20 protein-coding genes are annotated in these 19,195 nt (G+C 33.7%); 8 read left to right on the forward strand and 12 right to left on the reverse strand.

What is annotated here, in order from left to right; translation table 11 throughout:
• Positions 1 to 146 (reverse strand): family 1 glycosylhydrolase (locus TA89_RS19315; protein WP_423219506.1); only part of this gene is annotated, 146 nt, incomplete at its 3' end.
• Positions 86 to 289 carry a family 1 glycosylhydrolase gene (locus TA89_RS19320; protein ID WP_040214394.1) on the reverse strand — a complete coding sequence of 68 codons (204 nt, stop codon included), beginning with the start codon at positions 287 to 289 and terminating at the stop codon, positions 86 to 88. The genes TA89_RS19320 and TA89_RS19315, both read right to left, overlap by 61 nt.
• An 894-nt stretch (positions 290 to 1,183) precedes the next feature.
• Here TA89_RS19320 and TA89_RS14395 point away from each other — a divergent pair.
• Complete coding sequence (locus tag TA89_RS14395) at positions 1,184 to 1,744, forward strand: hypothetical protein (protein WP_040214396.1); 561 nt, start codon at positions 1,184 to 1,186, stop codon at positions 1,742 to 1,744.
• A gap of 77 nt (positions 1,745 to 1,821) precedes the next feature.
• Here the strand turns inward: TA89_RS14395 and TA89_RS14400 are convergent, their stop codons facing one another.
• Positions 1,822 to 2,127, reverse strand: a complete 306-nt coding sequence (locus TA89_RS14400; RefSeq protein ID WP_040214399.1) for a hypothetical protein — start codon at positions 2,125 to 2,127, stop codon at positions 1,822 to 1,824.
• Between the two features lie 161 nt (positions 2,128 to 2,288).
• Between TA89_RS14400 and TA89_RS14405 the strand changes: the two genes are divergently transcribed.
• The 4 genes from TA89_RS14405 (at position 2,289) to TA89_RS14420 (ending at position 6,381) form a co-directional block, all read left to right on the forward strand.
• Entirely contained in the window at positions 2,289 to 4,061 is a 1,773-nt protein-coding gene (locus TA89_RS14405) for a thiamine pyrophosphate-dependent enzyme (protein WP_341350010.1), read from the forward strand.
• A 13-nt stretch (positions 4,062 to 4,074) separates the two neighbouring features.
• A complete protein-coding gene (locus TA89_RS14410; protein WP_040214403.1) occupies positions 4,075 to 4,659 on the forward strand; it encodes an indolepyruvate oxidoreductase subunit beta in 585 nt (194 codons plus the stop codon).
• Between the two features lie 328 nt (positions 4,660 to 4,987).
• Positions 4,988 to 5,557, forward strand: coding sequence for a LemA family protein (locus TA89_RS14415; RefSeq protein ID WP_040214406.1), 570 nt, complete (start codon positions 4,988 to 4,990; stop codon positions 5,555 to 5,557).
• Between the two features lie 2 nt (positions 5,558 to 5,559).
• Complete coding sequence (locus TA89_RS14420; protein ID WP_040214408.1) at positions 5,560 to 6,381, forward strand: TPM domain-containing protein; 822 nt, start codon at positions 5,560 to 5,562, stop codon at positions 6,379 to 6,381.
• Between the two features lie 42 nt (positions 6,382 to 6,423).
• Here the strand turns inward: TA89_RS14420 and TA89_RS14425 are convergent, their stop codons facing one another.
• Together TA89_RS14425 and TA89_RS14430 are read right to left on the reverse strand one after the other, a co-directional pair.
• A complete protein-coding gene (locus tag TA89_RS14425) occupies positions 6,424 to 8,226 on the reverse strand; it encodes a DUF2207 domain-containing protein (RefSeq protein WP_040214409.1) in 1,803 nt (600 codons plus the stop codon).
• 42 nt (positions 8,227 to 8,268) lie between these two features.
• Positions 8,269 to 8,688: a DUF3785 family protein gene (locus TA89_RS14430; RefSeq protein ID WP_040214411.1), complete on the reverse strand. Its 420-nt coding sequence runs from the start codon at positions 8,686 to 8,688 to the stop codon at positions 8,269 to 8,271.
• A gap of 204 nt (positions 8,689 to 8,892) precedes the next feature.
• Between TA89_RS14430 and TA89_RS14435 the strand changes: the two genes are divergently transcribed.
• Positions 8,893 to 9,606, forward strand: coding sequence for a lysophospholipid acyltransferase family protein (locus TA89_RS14435; protein ID WP_040214413.1), 714 nt, complete (start codon positions 8,893 to 8,895; stop codon positions 9,604 to 9,606).
• A 63-nt stretch (positions 9,607 to 9,669) separates the two neighbouring features.
• On the opposite strand, the gene TA89_RS14440 is transcribed toward TA89_RS14435, so the two are convergent.
• Positions 9,670 to 10,413: an SDR family NAD(P)-dependent oxidoreductase gene (locus tag TA89_RS14440; RefSeq protein ID WP_040214415.1), complete on the reverse strand. Its 744-nt coding sequence runs from the start codon at positions 10,411 to 10,413 to the stop codon at positions 9,670 to 9,672.
• Between the two features lie 312 nt (positions 10,414 to 10,725).
• Here TA89_RS14440 and msrA point away from each other — a divergent pair, with 312 nt between their 5' ends.
• The gene (gene msrA / locus TA89_RS14445; RefSeq protein ID WP_040214417.1) at positions 10,726 to 11,199 is read left to right on the forward strand and encodes a peptide-methionine (S)-S-oxide reductase MsrA; all 474 of its coding nucleotides are present in this window, start codon (positions 10,726 to 10,728) and stop codon (positions 11,197 to 11,199) included.
• Between the two features lie 64 nt (positions 11,200 to 11,263).
• Here the strand turns inward: msrA and TA89_RS14450 are convergent, their stop codons facing one another.
• The 5 genes from TA89_RS14450 to TA89_RS14470 all read right to left on the reverse strand — a co-directional run bounded on the left by TA89_RS14450 (position 11,264) and on the right by TA89_RS14470 (position 16,798).
• On the reverse strand, positions 11,264 to 12,637 hold the full coding sequence (locus tag TA89_RS14450; RefSeq protein ID WP_040214419.1) for an MATE family efflux transporter: 1,374 nt from the start codon (positions 12,635 to 12,637) through the stop codon (positions 11,264 to 11,266).
• A 296-nt stretch (positions 12,638 to 12,933) separates the two neighbouring features.
• On the reverse strand, positions 12,934 to 14,502 hold the full coding sequence (locus tag TA89_RS14455; protein WP_040214420.1) for a sensor histidine kinase: 1,569 nt from the start codon (positions 14,500 to 14,502) through the stop codon (positions 12,934 to 12,936).
• Positions 14,495 to 15,184, reverse strand: coding sequence for a response regulator transcription factor (locus TA89_RS14460; protein ID WP_040214421.1), 690 nt, complete (start codon positions 15,182 to 15,184; stop codon positions 14,495 to 14,497). The genes TA89_RS14455 and TA89_RS14460 overlap by 8 nt, the downstream gene beginning before the upstream one ends.
• Positions 15,185 to 15,477: 293 nt before the next feature.
• Positions 15,478 to 15,957 (reverse strand): DUF4342 domain-containing protein, encoded by a 480-nt coding sequence (locus TA89_RS14465; RefSeq protein ID WP_040214422.1) that lies wholly within the window; start codon positions 15,955 to 15,957, stop codon positions 15,478 to 15,480.
• Between the two features lie 148 nt (positions 15,958 to 16,105).
• The gene (locus tag TA89_RS14470; RefSeq protein WP_040214424.1) at positions 16,106 to 16,798 is read right to left on the reverse strand and encodes an RDD family protein; all 693 of its coding nucleotides are present in this window, start codon (positions 16,796 to 16,798) and stop codon (positions 16,106 to 16,108) included.
• 68 nt (positions 16,799 to 16,866) lie between these two features.
• Between TA89_RS14470 and TA89_RS14475 the strand changes: the two genes are divergently transcribed.
• Positions 16,867 to 17,823: a stage II sporulation protein M gene (locus TA89_RS14475; RefSeq protein WP_052447528.1), complete on the forward strand. Its 957-nt coding sequence runs from the start codon at positions 16,867 to 16,869 to the stop codon at positions 17,821 to 17,823.
• A gap of 58 nt (positions 17,824 to 17,881) precedes the next feature.
• On the opposite strand, the gene TA89_RS14480 is transcribed toward TA89_RS14475, so the two are convergent.
• Positions 17,882 to 19,195, reverse strand: coding sequence for a DUF58 domain-containing protein (locus TA89_RS14480; RefSeq protein ID WP_040214426.1), 1,314 nt, complete (start codon positions 19,193 to 19,195; stop codon positions 17,882 to 17,884).

The following is a 19,195-nucleotide window of genomic DNA, read 5'->3' on the forward strand; positions in this document are numbered from 1 at the left end:
ACAGCTTCACTATTTATATTTTTCCCATCCGGCAGAAGCCTGGCCCAGGAAATGGAGGTTCTGTAGGAATTAAAATTTAAATATTTCATATTTTGTATATCCTCCTCATACATCTTATAGAAGTTAGAAGTATGTTCAGGACCCACATTTTCAAAAAAACTTGAGGCTCAGTAGAGTACCAATAATCCCAAATAGTTGGGGCTTTCCCACCCTGCAGAGACATTCCTTCTGTTTGAGGCGCCGATGAAGCTGCACCCCACAAAAAGTTATTAGGGAATATATAATTCATATATTTTTACCTCCCATTTTAAATTAATATCTATATAACAATAATACAAAATTTTTCCTATTAAGATGATTAACAACTTATTAATTATTTTCATTATAATCCAAGGTCTCTTTACATTTTACGCTTCAACCTATATTCCATATTCAGTACATTTATTTGAAAACAAAAAAATAGAAGCCAAAATATTATAATTCAAAAAGAATTAAGTATTTCAGCTTCTATCCTTGATAAATGTTTCCTCCAAAGTCGTTTCTCCTTAATTGTATATAAATTTTCCTAAAACATTCATGTTAATAATTGTTTATTAACTAACTTGCTGTAAACCAGATTTTTCTGTTATTAGGTAATCGTATTTGTGGCTCCTCGCCCGCTGCTACGGCAGCGATCATTGAATTACTTGAAAATCTGTTTACAAAAAACCTCTTTATGCCTAGGGCATGAGTTAATGTTTAAATATTTAATTATTGTATGTCAACCTACTTTCTTAATACAGTAATAATGGTCTTATACTCCTATTAAATGTTTAGGCGGACTCACCTCTTTCTTCTAATTGTTTTGTAAAAATTTAAATAAGAAAGCTTTCTTATATTTGATTAAATGATACCACCCCTTTTTAATTTTGTCAATATTCATTATTATCTGATTATTTAAACAATTTCTTAAATATTCTTTACCTTTATTAATATATATACATATATACACAATTTGTTAACACCCCTGGTTTTTTCTTTACATTTTGGACAAAATCATATAAAGTGGTCATATATAGATAAAAATAATCTTCCAGATTTAAGAAAAAAATAATATTATCTTAATCTTACTTTAAGTATTTCACCCTAAAATAATAGTTAACACAGCTGTTTAGTATTAATAATCAAGGAGATAGAATTAAAAATGAATTATAAGAATATATATCTGGTTTTTTCCAAAACCGGCACCTGGCTATCACAAGCAATTAATCTTTTTTCTGACACTAAATATGTTCACACGTCCCTAAGTTTTGACCCTACTTTTGAGGAAATGTACTCCTTTGGAAGGATCAATCCGGACAACCCTTTTTCCGGAGGCTTGGTGAAAGAAAATATACACAAAGGAGTATATAAAAAGTTTTCTCAAAGTGAATGTCTTATTTATAAAGTTAAAATTACAGAAGAGCAATATTATAATTTAAAGGAAACCTTGGAAGGGTTTTTAAAAAACCAGGATCAATACAGATATAATTTTATTGGATTATTTGGAGTACTATTAAATATGCCCATTAAAAGAAAAAATCATTATTTCTGTACTCAATTTGTATCCGAGCTGCTCATAAGAAGCAAAATATGCCATTTTGATAAATCTCCTGAGCTTATGAGGCCTGCAGATTTATTTAAAATAAATAACAAAGAGGTTTACTATCAAGGACTTATAAATAACAATAATCCGCTGCTTAATATATATGAGATGGCAGTATAATATATCTTTAAAAAAATACCCCTGCATTATTACATTTATTTAAATGAAATAATGCAGGGGTTATTATATCCAGTTCATTATTTTCTGCATTTTCCCTCAACGCCGCTATACAAATGCTCTAAATGTTCCACTTCAAATCCCTGGCTTTTAATATTTTCAATTCTTGTCCATGCCTTTTCTAAGGTTTCTCTGGCTTCAGAATTATCTTTTTGCTTGATACAGGTACTTGCATATTGTAAAAGGTAATCCACCTTCAATACTTCTTCAGCTAAATCTTCTCTATCTTCGTTAACTAAATTCACTAATATTGAATAAACCTTAGGAGAAGTTATATCCTTTGAGTTAAAAAGAAGCTTATTGTTTCTGGTACTTTTTCTTGCCACGTTCATTCCTCCTTTGTATTGATTATACACTATATTTAACTTCTTTAATCTTTCTCTATAAATAAATACAAATTATTTATTAATATTTATTTACCATTTTATCCAAAATTAGTGTTATAATATTGCTAATATTATGAAATTTATAATCAGGAGGTGCGATTTTGGAAAAAGTTGTAATGACCGGAAACGAAGCAGTAAGCAGAGGCTTTTGGGAAGCCGGCGGAACTATAGCTTCCAGCTATCCAGGCTCCCCCACAGTTTCAATACTTGAAAGTATGAAGACATATGAGGATATCTATGCAGAATGGGGTACCAACGAAAAGGTTGCAATGGAAATTGCCATAGGTGGAAGTGTAGCCGGAGCACGATCCTTAGTTTCAATGAAACACGTAGGGATAAATATCGCTTCTGATCCCTTTATGACCTTTACTCAAATAAAAACTAAAGGAGGATTTCTCCTTGTAGTAGGAGATGATCCCGGTCTGTCTTCATCACAAAATGAACAAGACAGCAGATTTTGGGGTAAATATGCCAATATCCCTGTACTTGATCCATCAACCCCTCAAGAAGTGAAAGATTACGTAATAGACGGTTTAAGGATAAGCGAAGAGTTCAATACTCCTGTGCTTCTCAGGCTTACCAGCAGATTATGCCATTGCCGCGGAATAGTGGAACTTGGAGAAAGGAAAGAAGCTCCAATAAGCGGATTTGAAGAAGATCAGTCAAGATACTGTATGCTCCCTCCCTACGCAAATTCAGCGCAGCATTTCATGAAGGACAGAATGGAAAAGCTGCAGAATTATAATAACACTTATAGTAAAAACACCTTAGAAAGAAAAAATTCCTCTGTGCTTGTTATAACCAGCAGCATGTGTTATGAAAATTTAAAAGAAGTAGATGCACAGGTAGATATTTTAAAACTGGCTATGGTATGGCCTCTGCCAATAGATTATGTCAGAAAGCTCAGTTCAAACTACGAGAAAGTTCTAGTCATAGAAGAAACTTTAGGTTTTATAGAAGAAGAGCTTAAAATAAATAATATACAAGCAGAAGGTAAAAAATACTTCCCCTTTACAGGAGAAATATCCATAGAGGTTATAAAGAACGGACTTATGGAAGCTGGAATTTACTCCTTCAAAAAAGAAGAGATCCTTCAGGATACCTCTGTACCAAGAACTCCTATGCTCTGTGCAGGATGTCCTCATAGACCTATATTCCATATTTTAAAAAAGATAAAAGCCACAGTAATAGGAGATATAGGCTGCTACTCTTTAGGTATACTGGAACCCTTTGAAGTCCACAAAACCAATATAAGCATGGGTGCTTCTTTAGGTATGGCTCTAGGTGTTGCTAAAGCCCAAAGCATGTCTGGAAACAAAAAACCTATTGTAGCGACCATAGGTGACGGTACTTTCTTCCACTCCGGTATGACAGGCTTCCTCCAGTTAGCCTCTTCCGGAGAAAATATAACGGTAATAGTTATGGATAACAGGACCACAGCTATGACGGGCGGTCAGGTGACTCCAACCACCAGTAAATACTTTAAAGAATATGAAAACCACGGTGTCAGTGTCCATGAAGTTATAGAATCCTTTGGAATAAAAGACATCACTGTGGTTGACCAATTTAAATATAAAGAAACCAAAGCAGCTATAACTGATGCCATGAAGCGTGAAGGACTGTCTGTTATTGTAGCTACGAGGCCCTGTGCTTTAAATTTCAAAATCAAAGAACCGCATTTTTATGTGGATGAAAACACCTGTATAGGCTGCAGAAGCTGCATACAGACAAACTGTCCTCCTATTTCTATGAAGCTTTATGAAGGAAAGACCAAAAAGAATTCCTATATAGACCCGGATATGTGCGTTGGCTGCTCGGTATGCTCACAGGTTTGCCCTGTAGGCGCCATAAAGCGAAGCACAGGCGAAGCATAAGGAGGTATTGATTATGAGTATCACTAATATATTGATAAGCGGAGTTGGTGGACAGGGTTTAGTTTTAGCCACCGGAGTAATCGCAGAAGCTGCTTTTAAAGAGGGCTATGATATTAAAACCAGTGATGTTATAGGTCTTTCTCAGAGAGGCGGTATGGTTTGGGGAAGTGTTAGGTTTGGAGAAAAGGTTTATTCAGCTTCTATCCCTAAAGGCGAGGCGGATGTACTTTTAGCAATGGAGCAGCTTGAGGGATTAAGATGGTGTCATATGTTATCACCTAAAGGAAAAGTAATTTTAAGCGAAGATATAGTCTTTCCTAACAGAGTACTGCTAGAAAAGGAAGAATATCCCGAGGACATCTCCAAAATTATCAAAGAAAAAGGATTAGAAGTTATATATGTACAAGCCAAAGAAAGAGCTAAAGCTTTAGGTAATATCAAAGTTTCCAATATATATCTTCTAGGAACACTTTCTAATTATCTTCCTTTTAGTGTGGAAACCTGGATAGAAGTAATAAAAGGTTTCGTGCCTCCAAAAACCTTAGATTTGAATATTAAGGCTTTTTCTGAAGCAAGGGCAGAGTATGCAAAGGTATAAAGTTAAACTCATGGAATAAATTAGTATAATAAAAATAAATGGACTGCTATATAAGGCATAAAAGTCCTAAACAATTCAAAAGCCGTGCATAAGTAGAAATCTCATTTTCTATAATGCATGGCTTTATTAATATCACATTAACAAAAATTATTCAGCTTCATTTATTTTTGTTAGCAAGTTATTAATAATGTATATCCGACATATTTTCTACAAATAAATATGTTATAATCTATATCAAATATTTTATAAAAATAATTTATTCACTAAAAATAATTATACAGAATTATTATTTTTCATATAATTATATAATAATGACAGGAGGGATAACATGAATAAAACTTTAAAAACCGTACTTATAGTTATAGCTGTATTAGCTGCATTAATACTTCCTATTATAGGCAGTTATAACAGTCTAGTTTCTTTAGATCAAAATGTAAAAAAAGCTGAATCCAATATAGATACACAGCTTCAAAGGCGCTCTGATCTCATACCAAACCTTGTAAGGACAGTAGAGCGATATGCATCACAGGAAAAGGAAATATTTACAGACATAGCTAATGCCAGAAGTAAACTGGCAGGTGCTCAAAACATTCAGGATACAGCAAATGCAGATGCTGAGCTGTCCTCTGCTTTATCAAGATTATTAGTAGTAGTGGAAAGATATCCTGACTTAAAATCAAGTCAGAATTTTAAAGATCTCACAGTAAATTTAGAAGGAACTGAAAATAGAATCGCCATAGCAAGGCAGGATTACAATACTGCGGTGGATGCATATAACACTAAGGTTAGAAGATTCCCAACCACAATTATTGCCGGTATGTTTAATTTCGATGAAAAACCATATTATAAGGCTGCTGAAGGATCTAAAGAAGTTCCTAAAGTAGACTTTACCAAATAAAAATGGCTAAATCATTAAAAAAATCCAACTCCTCATTGAATATCGGCGGTAAGATAAAGCTATCCGCCTTCATTATACTTCTTCTGGTATCAGGATTTATTCCTGTAAGAGCTGAAACGGCAATGCCTAAGCCTACAGCCTCAAAATATGTTAATGATTATTCCGGTACATTAAGTAATTCTACTGCAGAGTATTTAATATCAGTAGGAAAAGAGCTGGAAGATAAAACATCAGCTCAATCTGTAGTGGTTATAATCGACTCCTTCGGAAATAGAGATAGAGAATCTTATGCCAACGATCTCTTTAGAGCCTGGGGAATAGGTCAAAAGGGTAAAGATAACGGACTTTTGATGGTAGTTGCTGTTAAAGACCGGAAGTGGCGAGTTGAGGTTGGAAGAGGCCTTGAAGGAGCAGTAACAGACACCTACTCCTCCCGGGTTATGAACGAAATCGCTAAACCTGAATTCCAGAAGGGAAATTATGATGAAGGTATTAAAAATGCTTACTCTGTCTTTGCAGACAGCATAGCGAAGGAATACGATGTAAAGCTGGAAAAGAATATAAAAATCTCAATCCCTGAAAAGGGAGGAGATAAAGGAACAAGCATACCGGCTTACATTATATTCGGTATCCTGCTTATAGACATATTTTTTAATCGAGGCAGAATTATAAGAACTCTGCTGAATATATTATTCTGGCAGTCCTTTTGGGGCGGCAGAGGAGGAAGACGTGGCGGAGGCGGCGGCTTTGGAGGATCCGGAGGAGGCTTTGGAGGCTTCGGAGGAGGTTCTTCAGGCGGAGGCGGCTCCTCTGGAGATTGGTAAAAAAAATGCCTGGAAGAATGTAAAATTTCTTCCAGGCATTATTTAAAATCCACCGGAGCCTCCTCCTCCGCCGCTGCTGACTCCGCTGCTTCCTCCGCTGAAGCTTCCTCCTGAACCTAAATTGGTATCATAGGAGGAAAAAGAATTATCCAAGGTAGAATTCAAATCAAAGTTTCCATCATATAAATGATAGCTACTCCATAGATAATAACTCTGATAATTAGCGGGATTATAATTATCTCCTATATTTAATTTCATTTTACTCATAAAATTATCCTTAAGGTTGAATAGAGCTGAATACACAAGGTAAATTTCTCCTAATTCCATATTATCCATTAGCTCTTTTGCTTCCTTTTCATCAAAGCCTTTTAGCTTATCCTTTATAAATTTATAATTTTCATAAGCTATCTGCCCTTCCTCATTTCTGGTCTTCATAAGGGCTGCAGAGATTGATGTTATAATGGAAATTACCAGACTTAAAATACCATATAAAACATTTCCCAAAACCAGTGATAATATAGATATTATATAAAATAATATTTCCACAACCAAAACTGTTGCTTTAATCTTAAATTTACCCTTATCCCTGTAATCGAGATTAGCAACTTCCTTGCGAATTAGATTAATCCATTCATAAGCTTTCTTTGAATTTTCCTCTTTATTATCCTTTGAATAGTTCTCTATTTCCGTTAAGGTTACTCCATTTCCATCTCCTATATCCTCTATAAACCACTTCATTATATACTCTTCATGAGGAAGAAGCTGCTCCTCCTTATGAGTTTTTAAAAATCTCGAATCATTGGCATCCTTTAATTCTTCAATGGTTAAATGTCCCCTTCGCACAAAATCCAACAGCTGAGCCAGCAGCACATTAGATATTTTACCTGCATAACTCTCTGAATAAAAGCTTAAAAGCACAGGATTATATCTTTCTATATTTATCACTTCTTTAGCATATTCATTATATTTTCCTTTTCTTATCTGATAAATTATAAAAGCAAGTATAAAGGCATTTATTATTATCACTGCAATAGGAGCTATTTTACTAAGATTAATAAAGGTATTATTAACTTTAATCTTTTTATTTGCCTTTTCTGTATATCCCTGCTCTTCCTGCAGGATACTGCTTAACTTTTCTTCGTTAGAAGCAGGTACCCCGCTTAATAATTCCGGCGGAAAAAGAGCCCTTACCTCTACAAAGGTGTTGCTTTTCAAATTGTCCACAGTAAACAAAGCAGTTCTGTCATCTAAAATTTTAACATTTCCATTTAAAGGGCCATGCCCAAACACTTTAATATTTTCCTTTAATGCACCGTTAGGAAATCTCAAGTATATTTCCAATCTTCTTATAGGAGTTTCATTATTCTTGCCTATAAACTTCCAATAAAATTCAGAAGTATCTTTGTATTTATTAACCGCTCCCTTTAATTCATAAGAAACTCTGAAGCCTTTTACAGTATTCTTTGAAGGTGAAAATATCTTAACTCTTATATTATTCTTTTTATCATCTTCAAGGGTATAAACCTCGGAATCACCTTCCTTAGCCTTACCTACCTTACTGTAATTAAGCATTTCACTTCCTGGTTTCTGAGGATCAACAGCCTCCTGCACTCTAAGGATTTTTATACTTTTAGCTTTATCATAAGATATATCTCTAAACATTCCATTATAATATCCTGATATGTCAAAAACCGTATCATCATTTACCCTTAATGAGCCGTCATTCATAATTTCAGCATAAATCCTCTGTTCATTTACAACTAATTCCTCAGCATAAGCGGTATGCCCTAAAAAGAACAGGGATACTGCACATAACAGACTCATTAAGTACAATTTAAACTTCATTCCCATCCCTCCTAGCGGTATGAAATTATATATGTATCCTTATTAAACAGCACACTGTTCTATCTGCACAGAATAATCTCCGCAGTGTTTACATACTATTATGCTTACTATATAGCTGTTATCAACCTTACCCTGCTTTAAAAGCTTGTTATATGAAGTGCTTTCATATTCCTTTGATAAGCTGCTTATTATGTACTTGTTGTCCTTTGTAAATACATAAAAATAGAATTCTAAAAACTCAAAGTACTTGGGCTTATTTTCTATATCAGCTCTGCAGCTTTCACAGGGTTCTTCATAGTACGCTTTGTCAAATTTCACCTCAGTATTTTCCTTTAACAGCCTTAAAACCTCTTTTATATCAAGACCTTCCACAGGTTTTTCATCATCATTTATAAAGGCTGCAGCACTTTCCTCAGTAAGGCTGTACAATTTACCATTAAAATCAAAATCATATCTATCCATATTACTCCTCCTTAGGATATATATGGCTTCATAGAAGCTATAACTATTATAAAGCCACTCTTTTCCCTTAATATTGATATTCTATATTATACTATAATTCTATTATTATGTACTAAAAATTATACAGTTTCTTATCATCTCAGCTCTTTAACTAATTTAGGATTTATACTATAATTTAAACATATTTATAATCAGGAGGTTAACATGTTTAGAACTATTATCTGGTATACCCATTTTGCTATAAGCTTATTATTTACCCTTCCAAAGCTTTATAAGGTAAAAGCTTTAGAGCGTTCCGGTAAAAAAGATGAAATGGAAGCATATATACATAAAACCACCTCTAACTGGGCAATGTCACAGGTTAAATTAAGCGGTGCAAGAATTAAGGTTTTTGGAGAAGAAAATCTTCCAAAGGATGAAACTGTACTTTTTATGAGCAACCATCAGGGTAACTTTGATATTGCACTTTTAATGAGTTATGTAGATGTCCCTAAAGGTTATATTGCAAAAATAGAAATGAAAAAAATACCTATACTGCGTACATGGATGGAATATATGCACTGTGTATTTATGGACAGAAGCAGCTTAAGAAAATCTGCTGAAGCCATTGCTCAGGGAGTAAAGATATTAAAAAGCGGACATTCCATGGTGATATTTCCTGAAGGTACAAGAAGTAAGGGAGATACTTTGGGAGAATTCAAGGCAGGAAGCTTTAAACTTGCTACAAAATCCAAGGTTCCAATAGTCCCTGTTACCATTAAAGGCTCTTATAAACTCATGGAGCAGAACGGAAATAAAATAAAACCAGAGGATGTGGAAATGTATATCCACCCTATGATCCAAACAAAAGATTTATCCAAAGAAGAATTAGATTTACTTCCTTCAATGGTTAAAGGTCTAATTCAAAGTAAATTATAAAAAGGTTCTTTCAAAGATCTATAAAATCTTTGAAAGAACCTTTTATTTACACAATATAGACTATTAGCTTCTAGCTGCACCATCTACAGATAGTATAACCCCTGTAATATAGCTTGACATTTCGCTTCCTAAAAATAAGAATGCATCTGCAACCTCTTCAGGTTCCCCTACTCTTCCAAGAGGAATTGTTGCTATTACAGGTTTTATAACCTCAGCAGGAAGCTCTGCTACCATATCCGTTCTTGTAACACCAGGGGCAACAGCATTTACACGAATATTATCTTTAGCAAGCTCTCTTGCAAGGGATTTTGTCAATCCATTTACAGCAAATTTGGAGGCTGGATAACCTACTCCAGAAGGCTGTCCATAAATACTAACCATAGAGCTTGTGTTAATTATAACACCGCCACCCTGCTTTTTCATAACCTTAGCTGCAGCCTGCGAACAAACAAATACTGCATTTACATTTAAGTCCATAATCCATTCAAAATCTGAAACATTATAACTATAGATATCCTCTCTTTGAGATATACCTGCATTATTCACTAAAATATCAACTTTTCCGTACTTTTCGATAACCTTTTCAAACATTTTTGATACTTCTTCTGGTTTTGTAATATCAGGGCAGAAACCACTTACCTCATAGCTGGGATTTTCTTCTTTTAATGAGTTTAACGCATTATTAACGGTTTCTTCTCTTGTACCGCATAAAGCCACCTTTGCTCCATTTTCAAGATATTTTTTAACTATAGCATAACCTATTCCTCTAGTTCCCCCAGTAACAATTGCAACTTTACCTTTTAACATTGAATATACCCCCTGCTTGTATTATTAAATAGTTTTTTATATCCATAAATACAGTATAGGCACTCGTTATTTTTTTGTCAATATAAACTTAAAAAAACACATATTTCCATGTAATAAAATTGCGAAAATTATATTAAAAGTAGTTTTTTTCGTATAAACTATATTATTTCTATTATATTTTTTACCATTTCTTTTAATGTTTAGTTATTTATTTATCAATATATATAATTCAAAATATACTGGAATTAATCTGTGATTTGAATTAAACTTTGTATATAACATTGATTTTAGATTATAAAGGATGGTGATATCATGAAGGAAATAGTATTGGCCGGCGGTTGCTTTTGGGGAGTGGAGGAATTCCTTTCAAGAATAAAGGGTGTTGCAGAAACAGAGGTAGGATACGCTAACGGAAGGACTGAAAACCCTACTTATGAACAGGTATGTAATTTAAACACAGGTTTTGCTGAGGCTGTATATATAAAATATGATGAAAATCTTCTTTCCTTGGAAGATCTCCTGGAAGAATATTGGGGAATAGTTGATCCTACAGTATTAAACAGGCAGGGTCCTGATGTTGGAAGCCAGTATAGAACAGGGATATATTACCTAGACGAAAGGGATAGAGATATAATAGTAAAAAGCAGGGATAACATACAGAAATCCTATGAAAAAAAAGTGGTAACGGAAATTGAACCATTAAAAAATTATTATAAAGCTGAAGAATACCACCAGAAATATCTTAAGAAAAACCCAAACGGCTACTGCCATATAAAGCTTGATTAAAGAATCTTACAAAAAAGTGCTGTCTTAAAACTTAATTTAAGACAGCACTTTTTAAATCAGTGATTTAAACTGCAGCCAAATCTAAATCTTCAACAACATTTCTAATCCACTTTTTAGAACGAAGTCTTTTAGCTTCAAAAACGACCTTAACTAATTCCTCTAAGCATATTATAAAGAACACCTGAGGCAGATTGAATTTTAAATAAACCGCAGATATAAAGCCTACCGGTACGGAAAAGCACCACACAGTACCAAGCTGTACCAGCATAGAGTAGGTAGTATCTCCGCCTCCCCTAAATACACCAACTATCATAAGTACATTAAAGAATCTTAAAGGGGCAAAAGCCGACATTATTTTCAGCACTGAGATTGTAGCACTATAGGTATCAGCATTTACATTGAAGGCTTTCATTACAAAGGGAGCACATATCCAAAGGGATGCTCCAGCTAAGATTCCAACAATGGGAGCTAAGATTCCCAGTTTTGTAGCATAAGATATAGCTTCCTCCTCTTCTCCTGCTCCTATTTTATTTCCTACCATTATTGATGCAGCAGTAGCTAGTCCTATACCCATTACCATAAACATATTATTGATGGTGGTTGCTATCTGCATGCTTGCCACTGCACTTATTCCAATCCTTGCGTATATCACAGAATAAGTAGTTATTCCTAAAGCCCAGACTATTTCATTTATAATAACTGAAGATGAAGTCCTAAAATACATTTTCACAAATTCCATATTAAAAGAAAGCATTTCCTTTAATTTAGCTGCTGCAGTTGTCTTATAAAGATAGGTATATCCTACTACGAAGGCCGTTTCTATAAGCCTTGCTATGCTGGTTGCCAGTGCAGCTCCTGCAACTCCCATAGCTGGAGCCCCCATCATTCCAAATATAAACACCCAGTTTAAAGATGCATTTACCAATACTCCTATAAGACTTGCTACCATAGGTGGCTTTGCAATGCCTGTACACCTTAATGCTGTGGAATAAGCTTGTGTTATATTAGTGAGCATAAAGGTTACAGCAATTATTCTAAGATACTGTACTCCTAGGTTTATAACCTGGACTTCCTGAGTAAATATTCTCATTATCAGTTGAGGTGCTAATAACGCTACCGTTGTAAAAATTAAAGAAGTAATAGTCCCAAGGACCAAGCCCAGACCCAGTACTTTTTTTATGCTGCCTTTATCTTTTCTTCCCCAGAACTGAGACATAAATATTCCTGTCCCTGCATTTATTCCCGAAAGCACCAGCATAAATATAAAGAAATACTGATTCACAAGTCCTACTGCTGCTATTTCGCTTTCTCCCAATCTTCCTATCATCATGTTATCTATCATGTTAAGTGATGAACTTATTAAGTTTTGAAGAGTTATAGGGATAACCAACGTAAATATTGTTAAGAAAAATTTCTTATCGCCAAATAATTTCTTCATAAATTCCTCCTATGTGTAAGTATTGTATTTATGTATAATCAGGCTTATTACAGCCAGTAACTTAAAAAAGCTTAATCGAACCTTTTGCAAAATAAAAAGCACATGGGTTATAAGCCGCCCATCTGCTTTAATTACATACATTACTATGTTTTTATTTATAATTTAAACCAACAATTCTTAATTATAAAAGAGATATTATTAATAGTCAATATAAATATCTTCCTTTTTTCATTCAACATTCAGTCAGTCTCATGAGAAAAGAGAATTATTAACACCGCATCTCAGCTTTATTTTATTTACCTCTTTGAGGAATTTTCCTTACCGGATATCTTAATAATAGGCAGTCTTATTATGACTTTGGTTCCTTTATTCAAAGCGCTGTCTACCTGTATACTGCCTTTATGCTTCATCACTATCCATTTTGCTATGGATAAGCCTAAGCCTGTTCCTCCTGTCTGCTTTGCTCTGGATTTATCCGCTCTGTAAAATCTGTTAAATATATTTGGCAGATCCTTTTCATCAATACCTATTCCGGTATCTTTTATAGCTAGAACAGCTTCTCCTCCCTCTTCATAGGAAGAAATGCTTATTACACCTCCATCAGGTGTATATTTTATACTGTTATCTATAAATATTCTCAAGCATTGCTTTATAAGTTTAGGATCAGCATAAAGATTAATTTTTTTATTTCTAAAGCACTGAATCTCATGATTCTCATCAATTAGCCTTGTATCTTTAAGCACTTCCTCTATAAGCTCATTTAAAGGAAACTCATTCATATTTATACTTTGAGTATTTTTATCTCCCCGAGCAAGGAAAAGAAGCTTCTCTACTAAATCCTTCATATTATCCGATTCCGTCTTTATAGCTTCTATAGACTCTTCAAGTACCTTTTCATCTTCCTTCCCCCACCTTTGAAGCATATTGGCATAACCTTGAATAACTGCTATAGGCGTCCTTAACTCATGAGAGGCATCTGATACAAACTGATTTTGCACCTCGTAGGCTCTCTGAAGCCTGTTCAGCATATCATTAAAGGTCATAGCTAAATCTTTAAGCTCATCCTGGGTCCCCCCTGTATTCAGTCTGGTATCTATTTTGTTAATGGTGATATTTTTTACAGTACTAATCATCTCGTCTATTGGTCTTAATATCCTTCTGCTCCTTTTAGCGCTTGCTTCCAGAGAAAGAAGTATGGATAGTAACTCAGCAACTAAAAGTATAATAAATATTTTAACTAAGTTTCTTATTTCTCCGTATAAGGGAAAAGCAAGCTTCACATCAATATCACCTTCAGAAGTATAAATTGTTTTTTCATATGCATAATTCAGCTTCATAACTCCGTCATTAATCTTTTGAAAGCTCACTAAATTGTTCACGGAAAAGGGTATTTCATCATTTTCTAAAGAACGATTTTCATTAAATCGTGCAATGACCTTAGGTGAATAATCATTGCCGTTTTGATCAAAATCCATGCTGTTAAATATTTTAACTCCCTCAGAATTATAAATCCTAAGGTTTAATCCGCTAACACTGCTTATCATATTAAGCTTTTCATTGGGTATATAGCTTTCAGTTACCTTTACAGCCTCTATTTCCTTAAAGCTTTGGTTCATAGTATTTTCTATCCTATTAAAGCTCATATATCCATAAACTATTAAAATTGCTATATTAACCGAGAACATAATGCTCAAAAATCTTAAGGAGTACATTAAATTCAATTTAAGGACTATTGAAAATCTTAATTTAGTTAAATATCTTTTATAAATTTCTTTAAGAAAGTCCTTACCCTTTTTTATGATGTATTTTAAAAACTCCATATCTTCCAATTTCTTATTTTTCTGCTCTTTTCTATTTTTACTCATCTCTTACCACATATCCAACCCCTCTTATGGTTTGAATAATCTTTACATTATATCTATCATCAAGCTTGCTTCTTAAATATCTTATATAAACATCCACTACATTGGTATCTCCCAGGTAATCATAGCCCCAGACAGTTTCCAGTATTTTTTCTCTGGTTAATACCCTGTTTTTATTTAAAAGGAGATAGTGAAGAAGATCAAATTCCTTCTTTGTCAATTCAATTATATCCCTATTATAGGTGACTATATGCATATCTGCATCCATATGAAGAGCGCCATAATTAAGGTTTTCTGTTTTTCCCTTCCCATTGGAAATCTGAGTATTTCTCTTTAACAGTGCTCTTATTCTTGCTAACAGCTCCTCTATCTCAAAGGGCTTTGTTACATAATCATTAGCTCCCATATCCAAGCCTGCAACCTTATCCATGGTTTCATCCTTAGCGGTAAGCATGATTATAGGAATATCTGAAAACTGTCTTACCCTTCTAAGAACTTCTATCCCGTTTAATGAAGGCAGCATTATATCAAGAAGAACAAGATCATAATTATTATTTTTTATTTTCATAAGAGCTTCTCTTCCATCATGTACCTTTTCAGCCTTATACCCCTCATAATTCAGTTCTAGCTCAAGAAATCTGGCTATTTTAATTTCATCCTCAACAATAAGTATATTTTCATTCATACCATAGCCTCCCGCCTTTTTATTTAAATGGTATAACTTGATTATAAACTAAAAAACCTATAAATATAAAAAATAACTAAAATCTATTTTAGACAATTAAATTACAAGTACTATTATAATTAAGTTTAATAAATGAGAATACGGATTACTTTAACTCCCTAGCCACCATACATTAAAAAAACATCTGCAAAACAGTGATATTATCTTCTGAATTGCAGATGCTCTTTATTTAAAGATTCATTATAACCCTGTATCCTTCTATAGAATTTCTTCATGTCATAGCAGAGACTTTATTACTTAGAAGCTTCTGCTTTTATATTTTCAGCAGCTTCGGACATTTTTCTCAAAGCTTCATTTGCTTGAGTCTTTTCAACATCCTTCCCCTGAAAAGAAAATTTATGTCCTGTAAATAATGCTATTATAAGAAGGGGAATAGACATATACGGTACAAGCACTAAAACCAATACAAATATCGTAAGAGATAATCTCAAAATTATATTATCATTTTTTTCAATTAATATGTGGTTGCTGTTGCCCTTCTTTAAAACCTTTTTACAGTAATTTATAAATCTTCCTACAGACTTAGAAAAGCTGTCTTCAAAATTTTCTTTAGATTCTTTAAAATTGTCATCTTTCTTATACTTATGGTTTTTTTCTAAATATATGACAGCCTCAAGTACATCTCCATTTGTCTGCTCTAAAGCAGCTTTAGCCTCTTCATAGGTTACATCAACTCTTTTTCTCAACTCATCAATCTGCTCTATTGTTACCATTAATCATCCCTCCAAGTTTTTTATTTATCTTATGTCTTTATTATAGTAAGGGATTATTACAGTAAAATTAGTAAAAGATTAAAATTACATTAGAAAAATGGTGCCAGGACGTGGCATTTGTCACTTGTCACGTGCCTGGCACCATTTTTTAAATCCTATTGATAAATTCCTGCCACTCCTCCAGAATCCCTAGATTCTGAAACTTTTCAGTAAAGTAGCTTTTCATTTCCTCCCTTACCTTTGTATAATCCTCTAAAGTGCTTTTCCTTTCAAAATATTCCCTTAAAAGCCTGTCCTCTTCCTCAGTAATGTAATAGCTGTAGTGCTCTTTAGAATTTTGAAGGCTTTCCAAGGTAATAGGCATATCTTTTTCATCCTCCATAATAACCATAGTAGAGGCTACAAGATCACCTATCCTTTTATGCTCCTTGTTAAAAAATATAAAAGCAATTCCTATTCCGTAGCTGTCTATGGTAATCTTAAATAGATTTCTGAGAGCTGAATGCTTAAAGGTGATAGGTTCTCCGCTGTTTCTTATGGTTCTAAGCTTCAGAAACTTTTTCCCAGGAGTTCTTCCATTCATTTTAAGCTCTGCATACATGAAATATCCATAGGAAATTATGGCATAAACTATAAAGGCTATTCCTAAAATCCACCCATAATGCTCCTCCCAAAGAGAAGGATTATAATATAGGGAAAGTAAGAGTCCAATAACCATGACCATCACAATTAAATCTTTAATTATCATATCTATGGCCGCAGCAGCCACCCTGGAGCCTAAGTCTGCAAGGGTATATTCAATTTCGATATTTTCCGGTGTAATAATTCTTATTTTTTTCATAAATATCACTCCATTTTGTCTATGCACAAAGCAATTTTATTTGGTAAAATTAACATGAGGTGAAGATATTGAAAGAAGAACAATTTATTCAAAAAAACTCAAATATATGGAAAGAACTAGAGATGTTTTCTTCTAAGATAAACAATAAGGGAATCAAGTCCTTTTCCTCCACTGAAATAAAAAGATTTCTTCACATCTTTAGACTTTCAAGCCATCATTTAGCTTATGCAAGAACCCATTATCCTCAGGATAAGGTTACCGGCTATTTAAATTCCCTGGTTGGTAAATGTCATAATCAAGTATATGCTGTAAAAAAATTTAACCCAAAGGAAATTTTAAATTATATATACACAGGTTTTCCCAAACTTCTTAAGGAAAATAAAGCTTATATCTATGCCTCCACAGCGATATTTGCATTAGGTTTCTTAATAACCCTTATAATGGTAATAAATGATATAACCAATGCTTATATCTTTCTTCCTGAAAATTTAGTAGAAGGATTAAAACAAGGTGCAAAAGGAGGAGCTGGAAACTGGAATTATCCTTTAATGTCCAGCTACATTATGGTTAATAATATAACCGTAGCCATAAAAGCTTTTGTTTTTGGGATAACCTTAGGTATAGGTACTATTTATGTTTTACTTATGAATGGAGCGATGTTAGGCACCTTTACCGCAGTTATTTACATGTACGGAGATCCAGTAAATTTTTGGTCCCTTATTCTTCCCCATGGCGTCATAGAGCTTACAGCTATCTTCATTGCCGGTGCTGCAGGTCTCATTATCGGAAGAAGTATACTGGTTCCAGGTGAGCTTTCAAGAAAGCACGCTCTTATTAAGAGTTCCAAAAAAGCTGTTTCTCTCATTGCAGGAATAGTATTTATGCTTATAATTGCAGGTATTATTGAAGGTTTCTTCACTCCTCTTAATATAAGTGAAGCCTTTAAACTTATCTTTGCATTCTTAACTGCAGTTATACTTGCACTGTATTTTTATATTCCATATAAGAAATCAAAATCAATATAATAAATTTACTGCTTGGCAGAAAAATATTTTGCCAAGCAGTTTTTTTCTGCGGAAGTTTTTACATATAGGTTCTGTTTTTAACTTGAATATATCTGTTTACCACGGTATATTCAAGCTTTTCTGCCGGACATTCAATGCATAGAATCCCTTTTCTGTTTAGGAGGGATATTATTTTCTGCCGTTCATCCAAAAGCTCTAAAGCAACACCTTTATTGAATATTTCTTCCTTGGTGGAAGCTTTCTCACCGCTTATAGCTTCAAGGCTTTCATTTTTTATAAGCACTATTACAACTATATTGTTTTTTGAAACCATTGGTAGAACTTTAAGAATATATTCAGCTTCCTCCAGGGTATCAAAATCCGTAAATAAGAAGATTATGCTTCTATGTCTTTCTTTTCTTTTAAAGTAGAAAAAAGCATCTTCATAATTTGAAGTCTCATTGGTGTGATCTATATGATAAAGTGCTTCTAATATCTTATTTCTATGTTCCGGCCCTTTCCCCGGCATTATCATACTGTTAACTTCCCTGTTAAAAAGCAGCAGCCCTGACTCATCACCATTTTGATTAACTACATCAGAGAGCACCAGAGCAGTATTTACTACCATATCCAGCTTTCTGTATCCCTTCAAAGTATAGCTCATGGGTCTTCGTGTATCTATAAATATATGAACATGCTGATTTTTTTCCGGCTCATACTGATTAACAATAGGCTTATTTCCTCTGGCTGTAGCTTTCCAGTTTATTTTCCTGTACTCATCTCCTGCAGTATATTCTCTTAAGCTTTCAAAGGAAGTACCTCTTCCCAGCATCCTCAAGTTTCGCTGCCCCTGCTTAAAGGAACGGTTATTAGTTATGCCTAGCCTGTATTTTCTTAAATTCTTCATATTAGGATAAACCTTAAATTCTCTGGGAATCCTGATCTTAGAATTTATCATGCAGAGCTTCAGCTTTCCCTGATATCTTGCATGAACCTTCCTGAAGGTAAAAGCACCTCGCTTTGTAGGCATCACTTCATAACTGAATATACTTTTATTATGAGGGGGAACCTTTCCACTCATTATGCTTTCCTTAAATTTAAAATGATGTTCCGGTATTTCATCTTTAAGCTCTATATAAAGCTCTCTTTCACTCTTGTTATAAACCTCAAAGGATATTTTTTCATTTTCATATAAAGATAAGGAATCATGGCCTGTTCTTTCTATAAATATTCTTCCGTTTTCCTTTGATATTAAATAATCCGTTATAAGCAGCATAAAAGCTATAGCATTGTAGAGTATAAAGAATATAAAGGAATTATCTAATATTAAGGAAAATGTAAGAATCACCGCTCCAAAGAGCAGTAAGTATATAAAACGTTTTGTAATACTCAA

Source organism: Clostridium polynesiense (assembly GCF_000820705.1).
GTDB lineage: Bacteria > Bacillota > Clostridia > Clostridiales > Clostridiaceae > Clostridium_AA > Clostridium_AA polynesiense.

Coding starts and splice junctions, on each gene's coding strand:
- TA89_RS19320 (WP_040214394.1), bottom strand. CDS start 289: ATGAATTATATATTCCCTAATAACTTTTTGTGGGGTGCAGCTTCATCG.
- TA89_RS14395 (WP_040214396.1), top strand. CDS start 1,184: ATGAATTATAAGAATATATATCTGGTTTTTTCCAAAACCGGCACCTGG.
- TA89_RS14410 (WP_040214403.1), top strand. CDS start 4,075: ATGAGTATCACTAATATATTGATAAGCGGAGTTGGTGGACAGGGTTTA.
- TA89_RS14415 (WP_040214406.1), top strand. CDS start 4,988: ATGAATAAAACTTTAAAAACCGTACTTATAGTTATAGCTGTATTAGCT.
- TA89_RS14420 (WP_040214408.1), top strand. CDS start 5,560: ATGGCTAAATCATTAAAAAAATCCAACTCCTCATTGAATATCGGCGGT.
- TA89_RS14425 (WP_040214409.1), bottom strand. CDS start 8,226: ATGAAGTTTAAATTGTACTTAATGAGTCTGTTATGTGCAGTATCCCTG.
- TA89_RS14430 (WP_040214411.1), bottom strand. CDS start 8,688: ATGGATAGATATGATTTTGATTTTAATGGTAAATTGTACAGCCTTACT.
- TA89_RS14435 (WP_040214413.1), top strand. CDS start 8,893: ATGTTTAGAACTATTATCTGGTATACCCATTTTGCTATAAGCTTATTA.
- TA89_RS14440 (WP_040214415.1), bottom strand. CDS start 10,413: ATGTTAAAAGGTAAAGTTGCAATTGTTACTGGGGGAACTAGAGGAATA.
- msrA (WP_040214417.1), top strand. CDS start 10,726: ATGAAGGAAATAGTATTGGCCGGCGGTTGCTTTTGGGGAGTGGAGGAA.
- TA89_RS14450 (WP_040214419.1), bottom strand. CDS start 12,637: ATGAAGAAATTATTTGGCGATAAGAAATTTTTCTTAACAATATTTACG.
- TA89_RS14455 (WP_040214420.1), bottom strand. CDS start 14,502: ATGAGTAAAAATAGAAAAGAGCAGAAAAATAAGAAATTGGAAGATATG.
- TA89_RS14460 (WP_040214421.1), bottom strand. CDS start 15,184: ATGAATGAAAATATACTTATTGTTGAGGATGAAATTAAAATAGCCAGA.
- TA89_RS14465 (WP_040214422.1), bottom strand. CDS start 15,957: ATGGTAACAATAGAGCAGATTGATGAGTTGAGAAAAAGAGTTGATGTA.
- TA89_RS14470 (WP_040214424.1), bottom strand. CDS start 16,798: ATGAAAAAAATAAGAATTATTACACCGGAAAATATCGAAATTGAATAT.